This is a genomic window from Rhodopirellula sp. P2 (genome assembly GCF_028768465.1).
Taxonomy (GTDB): domain Bacteria; phylum Planctomycetota; class Planctomycetia; order Pirellulales; family Pirellulaceae; genus Rhodopirellula.
Genome location: NZ_CP118225.1, coordinates 5,279,155 through 5,292,907, shown reverse-complemented (window position 1 = coordinate 5,292,907; position 13,753 = coordinate 5,279,155). Strand labels below are relative to the sequence as shown.

At 54.4% G+C, this 13,753-nt stretch carries 8 protein-coding genes; all 8 read right to left on the bottom strand.

The annotated features are described in order from the left end of the window. Positions 1-1,867 precede the first annotated feature (1,867 nt). The 8 genes from PSR62_RS18715 to PSR62_RS18685 all read right to left on the bottom strand — a co-directional run bounded on the left by PSR62_RS18715 (position 1,868) and on the right by PSR62_RS18685 (position 13,743). Positions 1,868-4,441, bottom strand: a complete 2,574-nt coding sequence (locus tag PSR62_RS18715) for a polysaccharide biosynthesis tyrosine autokinase (RefSeq protein ID WP_274404529.1) — start codon at positions 4,439-4,441, stop codon at positions 1,868-1,870. Positions 4,442-5,691: 1,250 nt separating this feature from the next. Continuing rightward, positions 5,692-6,441: a glycosyltransferase family 2 protein gene (locus PSR62_RS18710; RefSeq protein ID WP_274404528.1), complete on the bottom strand. Its 750-nt coding sequence runs from the start codon at positions 6,439-6,441 to the stop codon at positions 5,692-5,694. Further along, on the bottom strand, positions 6,438-8,210 hold the full coding sequence (locus tag PSR62_RS18705; protein ID WP_274404527.1) for a carbamoyltransferase family protein: 1,773 nt from the start codon (positions 8,208-8,210) through the stop codon (positions 6,438-6,440). The genes PSR62_RS18710 and PSR62_RS18705 overlap by 4 nt, the downstream gene beginning before the upstream one ends. A gap of 239 nt (positions 8,211-8,449) precedes the next feature. Beyond that, complete coding sequence (locus tag PSR62_RS18700; RefSeq protein ID WP_274404526.1) at positions 8,450-9,211, bottom strand: glycosyltransferase family 2 protein; 762 nt, start codon at positions 9,209-9,211, stop codon at positions 8,450-8,452. A 151-nt stretch (positions 9,212-9,362) separates the two neighbouring features. Next, positions 9,363-9,866 (bottom strand): class I SAM-dependent methyltransferase, encoded by a 504-nt coding sequence (locus PSR62_RS25805; protein ID WP_443217294.1) that lies wholly within the window; start codon positions 9,864-9,866, stop codon positions 9,363-9,365. Between the two features lie 187 nt (positions 9,867-10,053). Next, entirely contained in the window at positions 10,054-11,223 is a 1,170-nt protein-coding gene (locus PSR62_RS18695) for a glycosyltransferase (RefSeq protein WP_274404525.1), read from the bottom strand. A gap of 24 nt (positions 11,224-11,247) precedes the next feature. Continuing rightward, the gene (locus tag PSR62_RS18690; RefSeq protein WP_274404524.1) at positions 11,248-12,639 is read right to left on the bottom strand and encodes an O-antigen ligase family protein; all 1,392 of its coding nucleotides are present in this window, start codon (positions 12,637-12,639) and stop codon (positions 11,248-11,250) included. A gap of 3 nt (positions 12,640-12,642) precedes the next feature. After that, complete coding sequence (locus tag PSR62_RS18685; protein ID WP_274404523.1) at positions 12,643-13,743, bottom strand: glycosyltransferase family 4 protein; 1,101 nt, start codon at positions 13,741-13,743, stop codon at positions 12,643-12,645. Positions 13,744-13,753 lie beyond the last annotated feature (10 nt).

Sequence of the window (13,753 nt, the reverse complement as noted above, 5' to 3'; positions counted from 1 at the left end):
CGTAGCTGGATTCGCCAGAATTCAGACGAACGCGACGGCTGAGTATCGAATCCCAACCCGAACGCGTCAGCGAGGGACCAAGCAATCGCCGGATTCGCCCGATTTCAGACCGTAGCTGGATTCGCCAGAATTCAGAGTTCCCCCTGCTCCACGTCCGAACCCTCGGCGAATCCGGCGACGGGGAACCTCGTCTGGCTTCGTAGGCAGGCGAAGCAAGCGTCTTCAGTATGTGAGCCGTATGGCGTTAGCCACGGTTCCCATATTACAAATTCACCCTCCCCCTGGGAGGGTCGAGCGAAGCGAGGGGAGGGCTACACACCGGGTTGTGATGATTCGCCCACGCGTCCGAACCCTTCGCGAATCGGGCGACGGGGTACCTCATCTGGCTTCATCGTCAGGCGAAGCAAGCGTCATCGGTATGTGAGCCGTATGGCGTTAGCCACGGTTCCCACGCGCAACCGGTTTGAATGCCCATTCGGCTCCACTCCCGATCGTAGCTGGATTCGCCAGATTCAAGACCGTAGCTGGATTCGCCAGAATTCAGAGGTCCGCTGCTCCACGCCCGAACCCTCGGCGAATCCGGCGACGTGAGGGAGTCCGATGCGTTGTTCTGGGAGTCCCTCGCTGACGCATTCGGGTTGTGATAATTCGCCCACGCGTCCGAACCCTTGGCGAATTCGGCGACGGGGAACCTTGTCTGGCTTCGTGGGCCGGCATGCAAGCGTCATCAGTATGTGAGCCGTTTGGCGTTAGCCACGGTTCCCACGCGCAACCGGATTGAATGCCCAAACGGCTCCACTCCCGATCGTAGCTGGATTCGCCAGAATCTAGACCGTAGCTGGATTCGCCAGAATTCAGAGGTCCAGCCGGTCCACGTCCGAATCCTCGGCGAATCCGGGGACGTGAGGGAGTCCGACGCGTTGTGATGGGAGTCCCTCGCTGACGCATTCGGGTTGTGATGATCCGCCCACGCGTCCGAATTCTCGGCGAATCCGGCGACGGGGAACTTGGCTTGGTTCAGTGGGCGTTTGACTGCCACCGAGGGCACCGAGTTCACAGAGAGCAGGGTGGGGCTTGACGTTGACCGTTTGGATGGCCAACCGCCCGGTTCAATTCAACTGCCCAGTTCAACCCAACAGGAAGAGTTGAATTCGGTCGTCGCCCAAAGCAATCCATTGTCCACCGTGTTCCTAGGGCGTTGCCCTGGGCTGCGTTGGAGAAAGCCTTTGGCCAACCATTGGATCGAGCAGATTTCAGTCAGAGAGCGGGGCCGTGCTACGTAAGGTCCTGAGCATCAGACCTCTGTGCCCTCGGTGACCTCTGTGGCTGACCTTCATGTCGCGTCCGAATTCTTGGCGAATCCGGTGACGGGGAACTTGGCTTGGTTCAGTGGGCGTTTGACTGCCACCGAGGACACCGAGTTCACAGAGAGCAGGGTGGAGTTTGATGTTGACCGTTTGGATGGCTAACCGCCCGGTTCAATTCAACTGCCCAGTTCAACCCAACAGGAAGAGTTGAATTCGGTCGTCGCCCAAAGCAATCCATTGTCCACCGTGTTCCTAGGGCGTTGCCCTGGGCTGCGTTGGAGAAAGCCTTTGGCCAACCATTGGATCGAGCAGATTTCAGTCAGAGAGCGGGGCCGTGCTACGTAAGGTCCTGAGCATCAGACCTCTGTGCCCTCGGTGACCTCTGTGGCTGAATTCCTTGTCGTGTCCGAATTCTGGGCGAATCCGGCTACAGGGATGCGTCCGAATTCTTGGCGAATCCGGGAACGTGAGGGAGTCCGACACGTTGTTCTGGGAGTCCCTCGCTGACGCATTCGGGTTGTGATGATCCGCCCACGTGTCCGAATTCTTGGCGAATCCGGCTACACGTCGGAGGAGCGTTCTTGCTCGATCGGCGGATTGGCCGTCGGTGGCACGGCGATCGGACGCGCACTTCGCGGCGCGGTCCCTCGACCGGAAACCACCACGGGGGTCCGCCGGGTACCGGCCTTGGCACCGTTGTCGGCGGTCTTGCGGTAGTACCGGCTGGTGTGTCGGCCGTAGCGGTAATAACCGTAGCCCTTGTAGCCATCGTTATTGCTCGCTTCATCGGACGCGTTGATCACCACGCCCAGCAACTTGGCACCCACGTTGGCCAGGATCGAAGCGGCTTCTCTCGCGTTGGGCTTGCTCTTCCGCCGCACCTTGAGTGCCATCACGACGCCGTCGGTCATGCTGGCCGTGATGCTGGGGTCCGTCACCACCAGCAGCGGCGGCGTGTCCAGAATGATGTAGTCGTACTCTTCCCGAAGGACGTCCAACAACTCACTCATCTCAGGCAACGTCAACGCTTCCGCTGGGTTCGCTGGAATCGGGCCCGAGGGCATCATTTTCAAGGTGCTCAGGGGCGTGTCATGAGCCGCGTCCACGTGTTCACATTTTCCGTTGAGCACATCGACCAGCCCAAGTTGATCCGCCATCACGAAGTTGTCCGTGACTTGCGGCCGGCGAAGGTCGCAGTCGATGATCAACGTTCGTTTGCCCGACTGAGCAATGCTGCAGGCCAAGTTGCCGGCAATGGTGGACTTCCCGTCACCGGGAAGTGGGCTGGTGACCTGGATGATTTTGCCGCCTTGGATGCCAGCCATTTCAAACAGCACCGAGGTCCGGCAGGACCGAATGGATTCGGACGCCACCGAGGATGGAGCATGCACCACCGCCAGGTGAGCATCCAGTTGTTCAAACGGATTGCTCGCCTCTCCTTTGCTACGCCGCACCCGCCCTTTAAAGAACGGAACGTGAGTCAAGATTGGAGCCCCGACCGCGGCGACAATTTCTTCCGGATCGCGGAAGGTGTTGGCATTTTTCTCCAGCAGCAACGCCAGTCCACACCCGAGGGCCAAACCGAGAAAGGTGCCGATGCCCAATGTTTTGAGAAGATTGGGCCCGATCCGGAACGCGTTGCTGGGGGCACGTAGCTCAGACACTCGGATCCCACCTTCCTCTTCGGTCAACTCAACCCGAGCCATTTGTTCCTCGAGTTGGTTGATCAATTCGCGATTGCGATCAATCTCACGCAACATCGCCGTGTTCTCTTGTTCGTACTGAGCCAGCTTGGTCGCCTCGACACGTTCGCCCTCGATTTGCGACTCGATCTCCGCGATCTGTTGTTTCAGGAGTTCGACCTCGGCTTTGGTGGCAATCAAAATCACATTGACGGCCTCCTCCGCACGTTTCGCTGGGTCGACCCCTTCGACTTTGTTCTGCTCCATCAGTTCCACGATGCGATTGGATTGTTCCTTGACCAAACGCTTCAGTTCACTCTTCATCATGGTCAGTTCCGCGTCGAGCGCTTTGACCGTGGGGTGCTGTTCACCAAACTCCGCTGCAAATTTGTTGCGTTCAATCATCAAAGGAACGAGTTGCTGGTCCAATTCAATTTGCGCGAGTTGTGCATCGCCATCTCGCATGTTTTGGCTGACTTGGTTTTGATTGGGCAATTCAAATGTTTTGCCGAGCAGTTGCCCGATGATCGAAAGTCGGACCAACGGGTCCTTGGCTTCTTCCGCAATGCTTTCGACCGCTGACAGTTCGATTGATTCCGACCTTAGCGTTTCAAAGAGCTCACTGCGTCGTCCGGTCAAATAGAGTTGGCGTTCGCGGTGAGGGTTGATGGCCTCGCCATTTTCATTCCAGACGAGCGGCACCCTCGTTCGGAATTCACGGTAACGATTTTCCATTTCCGCGAGTTTGGGTTGCAATTGGCCTGTGGCAAACTCGATCAAACGGATCAGTTCGCCGCGTGAACTTTTGTGCTTTTCCGCGAACAGTTGCTGCAATGCAGCGCTGTACGATTTGACAGCAGCCTCACACAGTTCGGGGTTGTTGTGGTCGAAGGTCAGCGAAGCCACCAGTGCAGATGCGGAGCGAGCGTCTTCGATGTCCGTTTCGAACTTAAGTGAGTCGAACGCTAGGCCCGCCAAATTCGATGGATTTCCTCCTAGCGACTCCCGAAAGACACCCATGTTTTCATCCAGGAATGCGTATTCGGTGACTTTGTCACTGAACAACTGCGATCGCAGGATATCGATCGAAGGAACACCGCCGATCACATCGCCGGTCATCGTGTCGATGACGGCAGGCCGATCTGATTCAAACATCAGCAGTGTGCCCGATTGGAACGTTTCCGGTGTTTTGACGAACACCAAGAAACCAATCACCGCACCCAGGATGGTCGGGACCAAGGCGGCCCAGCGATAACGCCAGATCGCACCTATCAAATCACCGGCGTCGGCGGGTTCGGCAGCTCCGCCGCTGCCCCAGCCTTCATTCATGGCGGGGTAGGATCCGGTTGCCGCCAATCCCATCGTTCCCGCGTTTTGCGAGGGATACGACGCGAAGGAATTCGGGCCGCGTTTTCCGGCCGATGGGTCAGTTGAATTCGAGTTCGGGGTCATCCGAAGTCCGTGATGAAAAGCAGAGGAGCGGGGATGGTACGGCAAAGCGGAGAGAATCTGCTGAAGATGCAGTCAAGTGTACGGAGCCAGCCGCCGTTGGGCTAGGAAATCCGAATCGGGAAATGCAATTCCAGAGGCTTGGCAACGGGCATCCGGCACTTCCGGAATGCCCCCCGGAACCGTCAAAAGCGGTGTTTCCGATTCAGCCCGAGCAACCGTCAAGAAAAAGTGGCATCGGCTTCCAGCAGAGTAGAACAGTTGTCCCCAACTGTTCCGCGTGGCCCGTCGAATCGCCAGCCCAACGTGCCAACGAGTTGCCTGCCCAAACGGCCTGGAAGAAACAGTCGAAACAATCCAATTGGCTCGGTTCGGAGAACAGGTGTCCCCCAGCGATCGCAGTTGGCCACGATTTGGAACCCCTCTGTCGCCGCTCCGCGGTGGTTGCCCAACAGCCTGTCCGAACAGTCGCGGAGCGACGACATTGGTCCAGCCTTGGGTTTCAACCCAAGGTCCGGCCGTGACCAACGCACACCCAAGTCGCGGAGCGACGACAGTTGACAACGAGTTCGGAACACTCTGTCACCGCTCCGCGTTGGTTGGCCAACATCCTGTCCGAACAGTCGCGGAGCGACGGCATTGGGTCAGCCTTGGGTTTCAACCCAAGGTCCGGCCGTGACCAACGCACACCCAAGTCGCGGAGTGACGACAGTTGACAACGAGTTCAGAACGATCTGTCGCCGCTCCGCGGTGGTTGCCCAACATCTCAGTCCAGTGTCCCGAAACACGAGGCCACTGCAATTACCGAGTCACACCAGTCATTCAATCGTTGCCCTGATGAAAGAGGGCTAGCAGCGCGTTGATTCAAAACGTTTCGCAGATCGAACGATCAGCCCAACGCTAGCCTACGGTTACCGGAGATGAAGCGTACGTTAACCCAGTGCGGCTCATTCAATCAACAAGCCGCTAGTGGTGCGTCGCGATCAAGAATGGGGATCAGATGCCGTAGCGGAAGTCGCCAAGACTTTCGGTGATTCCCAGGGCCTGCCGAAACTCTTGGCGAGTTTCGCTACCCGAAATTGAAGCTTTGACGCACCGCTAAGCAGGTCGGCAGGAATGATCGGGCAAAACCATGTGAGCCGTTTGGGCGTTAGCCCCGGTTGTACGTGGGAGCAACGACGCTACCCAAAACATTCAAAATGCTGAAAGACTCCTGCCGAACTGCTTAGGGTGAGGGCCAAGCAAGACACTGCTCACCGCCGCAAGAACTGAGGCAGCTTCCGAAGCGGCTTCGTGAACCGCAATCCAATCGGCGGTTTCAAGTCATTGATCAGCCAGGCTTGGCGATCGTCCCGATTGGCGTTCAGGCGATTGGTCAGGCTGGCATTGCTGGCACCACCGACTCTCATTTTCACGGTCACACGCGGCAAATACGCCATGTTCGCGCCGTGACGAACCATCATCCGGACCAGCAGTTCATAGTCCGCCGCCGTGCGAAGTTCTTCATTGAACAAACCAAAACGATCGTAGAGCTCACGGCGGAAGTACACGGTCGGATGCGGAGGCATCCATCCCCGGCGAAATTTCCGGACGTCGTAGACACCTGAAACCCAACGGCGATGGACACGGTCGCGATCGTTCGCATCGACGTAGTCCAAATCGGCATAAACGCCATCGAACTTGGAATCAGCCAGCACCGAAGCGACATCGGCCAGGACATTTTCGTCAGCGAACCAGTCATCCGCGTGCAGAAATCCAATGACATCCCCGGTGGCGGCACGCAGGCCCTTGTTCAAGGCGTTGTAGATCCCGGTGTCGGGTTCCCGAATCGACTTCGACACTTGCTCGCCAAGCTGCGAAATGACGGCGGAGGTGCCATCGCTTGAGTCCCCGTCGACGACGATGGTTTCCAGGTCCACGTTCCGTTGGGAAGCAACCGACTCGAGTGCATCGCCAATCGTCTCGCAGCGGTTGTAAACCGCGGTGATGACTGAGATTTTCACTTCGCTGTCTCGCGACGCTTTTGAAATTCTTCAGGAAAGTCTTTTCTGTGTCGATCGATCACGCAATTCCCGAGGACGAGCGCGTCCATGTCCGTCCGCAGGAAGCACGAAATGGCTTCGGCGGGAGTTCTCACAACTGGTTCGTTCTCGTTCAGAGAAGTGTTCAGCACGATCGGCACGCCAGTCTTCTCGAAGAATCGTGTAATCAGAGCGTGATACAGCGGGTTGGTCGCCTTCGAGACCGATTGCAGGCGACCGCTTCCATCCACGTGAGTCACTGCAGGGATCAGGTCGTGCTTCTCTTTGCGGATCGGGAAAACCTTCTCCATATACGGGGTCGATTCAGCAATCTCAAACCACTCGCCCACATGCTCCTCCAGGATGCTAGGGGCGAATGGACGGAACTTCTCGCGAAACTTGATTCGCAAATTGATGATGTCGCGCATATCCGTTCGGCGCGGGTCTGCGATCAAGGACCGATTTCCTAGAGCTCGAGCACCAAACTCCATGCGTCCTTGGAACCAGCCTACGACCTTGCCATCGAGCATCAAGTCAGTTGTGGCATCGACCAAGGGATCGGTTTCAAATTGCTCGAACGGCAGTCCAGCTTCTCGTATCGCAGCGGCGCACTCGTCGTCACTACTCTCGCATCCCCAATATGCGTGGTCCTGAACGAAGCTGCGTGATTTGCCGAGCACGTTGTTCCACACATAGAACGCCGCGCCGAAGGAGGTTCCATTATCGGCGGCACCAGCCGGAATGTAAACGTTCTTGAACGGTGTCTCGCGTGTGATCTTTCCATTGGCGACGGAATTCATCGCGACACCACCGGTCATGCAGAGATTGTCCGACTTTGTCTTGTCGTGAAGCCGATTGAGCATGTGCAAGATGATTTCTTCGGTCACGACCTGCAGGCTCTTGGCGATGTTGTCATGCCTGGGCGTCATCTCCTCTTCCTTGGCCCTCATCGGGCCAAGCAGTTCGATCAGCTTGGGACTGTGGAACGGCTCGACGATCGGTGCGCCATCGTTCCATTTCATTTTCACTCCCGTTTTATGATGAACGAAGTAATCTAGATTCAGCTCAAAGGTATCCCCCTTGGGATGGATCATCTCACGGATCTCATCGACGAATTCGGGTGTACCATAGGGTGCCAATCCCATGACCTTGTATTCATCACCGTAATACGGAAACCCCAAGTACATCGTGATCGTGCTGTACAGGAATCCAATCGAGCTCGGGAAATAGACACGGTCAAACTCATCCCATGTCGTGCCCTGGGCATAAGCGGTCATTGTGCTGGTGAAGTCGCCCATACCATCCACAGACAAGATGGCGGCTTCTTCATATGGCGACAGCAAGAATCCGGCAGCGACGTGCGCTTGGTGGTGTTCAATGCGGTGGAACCTCGCTCGGATTGAATCTCGTTTTACTCCCAATCCCTGAGCCAATTGGTCTTCCAATCCAAGTGTCTTGCCCTGACGCTTCAATCGATCCAGGATCGCACGAGCACTGGGCCGATGTGACGCAACAAATCTCAGTCGTTGGCCTAAATTGGCCCGCGGATTGAACGAGACCGCCACATGATCAACGTCCTTGATCTGCAGTCCGGCAACATCCAAGCAATACTGAATTGATTGTGACGGAAACCCCGCCCAATGTTTGATGCGATTGAATCGTTCTTCTTCCACCGCCGCGACAAGTTGCCCATCAATAACAAGCGACGCCGAAGCGTCGCCATGGTAAGCGTTGATACCGATGATGTTCATAGAAAATTATTACTTTAGGAGGAGGTCATTTGTCACGTCGAACACCGATTCTTCTCTACTAGGCCTTAGGCCAGTCGTCTGAGTTACCCGCCAAGCGACGATCGCAGTATTGCGTCACTACGTCGCAACCAAATAGTTTCGCTGCCGATATGGCGACTCGTCATTCACTTGTTGGCGGGAACTTCACTAATCCGACAACCTCTTCGTCAAGACTAAGCCGAACTTCAATCGCGAACATCTCATTTCCGCAACCTTTGGTCGATCAAAATTAACGACAAAACCATCTCGGCAAACGCACGTTGAAACGAATAGAAAACACCTCGCCAACCATCCAATATTAATCGTTTGGCAAACAAGCAGTAGAAGAGCGTCAATACAGGTGCAAAAACAGTCCATTGTCGCAAACGATCCTTCCAGCCCAATTTGCTTGGGTTGACGCTGTTGAGTTTCTGAACTTCCAAATTTGCATACTTTATCTGCGATGCGAACCAATGCGACAATGGTTTCTGGTCATCGTGAATGATCGGCGTTGCCATTTTTCCAACTACACCTTTGATGTGCACTCGATGGGCGTGCCCATCTCGCTCATAGCAAGCCAATGCGGGTTGATACAAAACGATTCGTGGTGGGTATAGCGCGGCCCGAAGTGGAAACCCATAGACTGCGTAGCGAAACCTTGCTTGAAAACCGGAAAACGTTTCGTCGAGGGTCTCGATCTCACGCCGGAATGCCTCGTCACACCGATAGTCCGCGTCGAGTGAGAGTACCCATCGAGTCTTGACTTGAGAAAGCCCGTGATTGCACTGGTCGGCAAAATGATCGAAATCTCGATGAGTCACAACAACCGATGGGAATTCGCTAGCAATTTGGAGGGTGTCATCCGTGCTGCCACTGTCGACGACTCGAATTTCCTTCGCCCACACTAGACCGGCTAGCGTGCCACGTAGGTTCGCCTGCTCATTATACGTAAGAATCAATGGGGTGATGTCGTCGAGATTCATAGTTCCTCAAAGAATCGGTCAAGCACCAGGCTTCCGGGCGATAGCGATCATGCTTTTGGAAAGTGGGTATCGGCGACCGGCAAAAACGAAATCGATCGACTCAAAGCCAGTTTTACTCAAAAGACTTGTGAGTGTCGCAACGGACCAAAATTTAATGTGCCCGTGATCCCAGAGAGGTAAGAAATGCTGGTCGGATTTTCCTGTTACAGCGATTAAAAGGTTTTTCCAGTAGCCGTGAAAAGGTGTTGAGATAAACGCGACACCACCAGGAGCAAGGGATCCAAAAACCGTCTTGGAAGTAGGTGCGCGGTGAATAGACGTGCTCAACCACTGCGAGGCTAACCACTGCGTCAGATGAGCCAAATTTGCGTTGCAAGTCGTCATACGCAGAGGCTAGATGGAAGTCGATTTCGGGCGAGGTTTCCTTCGCCTTGGCAATGCCTGATTCCGAGGGGGCAACGCCGACCTTTTGGTAGCCCAGTTGCGTTAATCTTTTCGTGAAGGCTCCATTCCCGCAGCCAATGTCCAAAACTCGAGCAGTGGAATCCTTGACCGGGAGGAAATGAGAAAGCCGCGTGATGATTGGCTCCCAAAGGTACCCGGAAGTATGGCTCGCACTGGAATCACTGAATCCGTATTCTGACTGTTCACCCAATGTTCCGTCTCGACAGTTTGTTTTTTTGGATCATGGGAGCAATCTACAATATGTAAACTTCCTTCTAGCGAAAGTATAACCACAACCGGTCTCCCTGACTTTAAATCGGGGTGGGATATGAATGGATTCATAGCCAGTTGCAGCTAGCTCTTCGCGTTCATGGTTTTTTCGACAGGATACCTTGGACTCAATTTAAAATGAAGTCAGGCGTTGTCGTACGGTCCCCCAGTATCCAGCGATAGAAAGTCGCCATCTGCTCGGCGATAGCTTCCCAGCCAAATTGGTCACGGGCGAACTTGGAAGCAAACTGACCCATTGCGTTTCTTTCGGAGTCACTCAGATTGCAAGCTTCTCCCAGTGCTTTTGCAATTGCCTGCGGTTCCGGATCGACCCACCAACCCATTCTTTGGTCAGCCAACAACTGCCATGGGGTCCCAGTGGTTGTGATGACCGGGAGGCCCGCTGCCATCGCTTCCGCAACACAGATCCCAAAATTCTCCGTGAACGAAGGAAGCACAAAGAGGTCGGAACTCTGCATCAATAGCCACTTTTTTTGATCGTCGACTGGGCCTTCAAAAGTGACACGGTTTTGCAAATCCAATTTAGCGATCAAACGTGTCACTTCCGCTCGATGACCGCCCTCATCCGGACCCGCGATCAAGAGGCTCCAATCATCAGGAATAGTTGCACGTTGAAACGCTTTGATCAGCGGTACCAACCCTTTCACAGGGTGGATTCGCGAAAGGAAGAGAAGCTGCTTTATGGGCTTCGGTTTTCGCGTTAGCCTATCCTCGGAAAAGGTCACTCCGTTTGAAATGACAGCTATCGGTTGTTGGAACCCCAAGGCACGAATTGCATTTGCCTCCGCGGCGCAGGTTGCATGAAAGCCAGTTGCCGAGCTTAGATCGCGGTGTTGGTACAGACGCCACATCACAGACTTTGGAAATCGTCTTCGGTTCAGAGACCATTCTGACAGCATGCCTCTTGGTGACACGATGCGTGCAATCGATTGATCCGACGCTTGTTTCGCGACCGCATGATTGGTGGAAAGCCACAGACCATGGTCATGAATTACAACGTTGCCGTGCGTCTTGCTGGTAGTGTGGATTCGATCCAAACACCGGGAGAATCCGAAGCCGAGCAGTTTTCGTCCAAAAAGCTGTGACTCCGGAACTGCGTGAAGTTGCACAGACTGATCAGGCAAATTGCATGGCTCATTCGCGTCCACTGGGACCCCGCAAATAAGATGCACTTCAGCCTTAGTTTTTGCCAAGGCATTGCACAACGATGGAACACTCCGCGACGTCCCACCGTGGGTTTGCCGAGTCCCAGCGATAGTGTGGACTACTCGTATCACGACCAGATTCTCAGTAACAGGCAGTTAGATCGATGCATGACGTCTCCCCAATGTCGAACACAAATGGGCGCGGTGCAAACAGGTGATGATCGCCGCGAACATCATCACCAAGTAGAGACTTCCCGTCGCAATCCCGGCAACTCCAGCACCGATGAAACCCCCAAAAGCGCCCGCCATGGCGGCCGAGTAGTAGGGCGACCGAAGCATGGAAAGCCCCTTCTTCATCGGATCAACCAAAAGGGCGAAGAACGCGATTGTCCCAAACACCCCAATGTCAACAATCATTGTGATCCACGTCGAGGTCATCGCCTGCACGCCGGAGCGACGGGATACCGTACCAATGCCATGGTACGTGGCCATCCCCGGCCCTAAGCCGAAAAGCGATCCCTCTGGACATTCTTGCACAATGTACTCCAAGGCTTTGTATTCGAGCCGTTGGTCGTACTGATTTGTGATTCTTTGGATGGAACGTGTTTGGACACGTGTCGCCATCGACTCCATTGCACTTTCGCTGAACAAAACAGCCAAGATCAGAACCACCGCGCCGACCAATGAAATTGCGAGAAGGCGGCTCGTGATTTCGGGCCGAACGAAGACGCTCAATGTTCCGATGATGAACAAGCCAACGGCCAGAGATGCAAAAGCACTCGTCGAATAGGTCAACACAAGTACTGGAAAGGTAAACAGTAGCGCGTACAGTGCAATGTTGCGAGAAATATACCGATCACCCGGAACAAGGTAGTAGAAAAGCTGCAAAAAGATACCGGGCAAAATTAACGTTGCCAAGTGCTTGGGTTCACCAGAAAACCCGTAGACACGCTTGACAATTGTTCCAGACTCACCAAAGGCAGCCATTGCACTTTCCCCTCCACCGAATCGAGGAATCGGCAGAAAGGGACGTCCCAACTTTAAAAACACAAAGTGTATCCAAGCCACGGCTACTGCAGCGGATACCGTCCAGAAAAAGACAGCCATCAAACTCGTCGCACGGTCGCGATCAGTCGCGTACCCGACAATGAACGCGAAAACGCCAATGGCGCTCACGTAGGCGTAGCACTGCACAATCGGCCTCAGGAAAGAACTTTGCAGACCGCTCGATCCAGTACCGCTGCTCGGTGCCAGGACATAGGCCGAAGCAAGCGAGATTGCGATACAAAATCCGACTAGATTGCATCGCTGCAGCACTTCACCTCCGCACCGCTTCAAGATGCCGGGATCATAGAAGACGTACAGGAAACAAAACAACGCAACAATTTTTTGCGGCATCCACACGGTGCCCGCGAACGACACAATTCCGGTGAGTGCGGAGCTTCCAACAAGCATGATCGCCAGCCAGTTTGTCTTGCGCTGCATGAAAGCAAATAGACAGACCAGGAAAAAAAGCAGATTGACGACTGCGAAACCTTGCAGCACCATAGGTCACTTGCCCCTTGGTTCATAGGACGCGATCTGATTGTCAATCAGCGAACTGTATTGCTGAGCCGCTCGTCGATAGGTGAAGGCCGATGCCCATTGACAACGTACTTGCCCTGCACTGTTCATCTGGCTCGCAGTCATCAACTTGTGCAATCCACGTTCGATCGAACTGACTTTTCTTGGTTCTACAAGAATAGCGTTTCCGCCAGTGATTTCAGGAAGCGATGTGCAGTTGGATGTCATGACCGGTTTTCCGCGTGCCAGTCCCTCTAAGGCGGGTAGCCCAAATCCCTCGAAGTGCGATGGGAAGAGCACGCCATCGCTCAGGTCAACCCAGTCGACAAGTGTCTTCAGTCCTTGGAACGGGAAAAAGTGGATTCGCTGTGTCAAACCTACCTGCTCAATCGTCAGTGGCAAGGTTTCGGAATCGCGGCCAATCGCTCCGACCAAGACAATATCGGGTGCATTCTCTCGTGTTTCAGGGTCGAGCGAACTGAGGAACTTTGCGTAGGCGAGAGTCAAGCCGTCGATATTTTTTCTTCGTGTGATTTGCCCCCACCAGATCCAATAGGCGTGCTTTATCGGCGGCGTGTTATCCAACGATGGCGATGAAGCGTTCCAAACATCTTCGATTCCGTTATGAACCACCTCACTTCGGTTCTCGAAACGCGAATCGAGGTCTATTAACTGCCGGCGTGAGAACTCGGAGATTGCAGTGACGAAAACGTCTGAGCGGGCAAGCATTTTACCTTGGTTGATACGAACCCTACGTCCATGCCAAGAGAGTGAGCAGTGCTCTTGGCTGGCAAAGATCGACGACAAATCGTGAAGATTAGCCAATTGAGGACCACGATCGAAACTGTGGAAATCAAAATCAGATGTGAGCAGGATATCGATGTCACGCTTGATCGGAAAATAGCGGCTATAGCCCGCGAGGCACTTGAGTAACATTGACCGGCGATGGTACGGAAGGGGAGCCAGTTCCCAGTTTTTAGTTTTAAGCGATTTGAGATATTCGATGAGTAATGGCTCTGCGGTTGAATCATACGTGACATATAACTCAAAATCATCAAGAGGGCGAAGCTTTAATAGTTCACGAAGCATCCCTCGATAG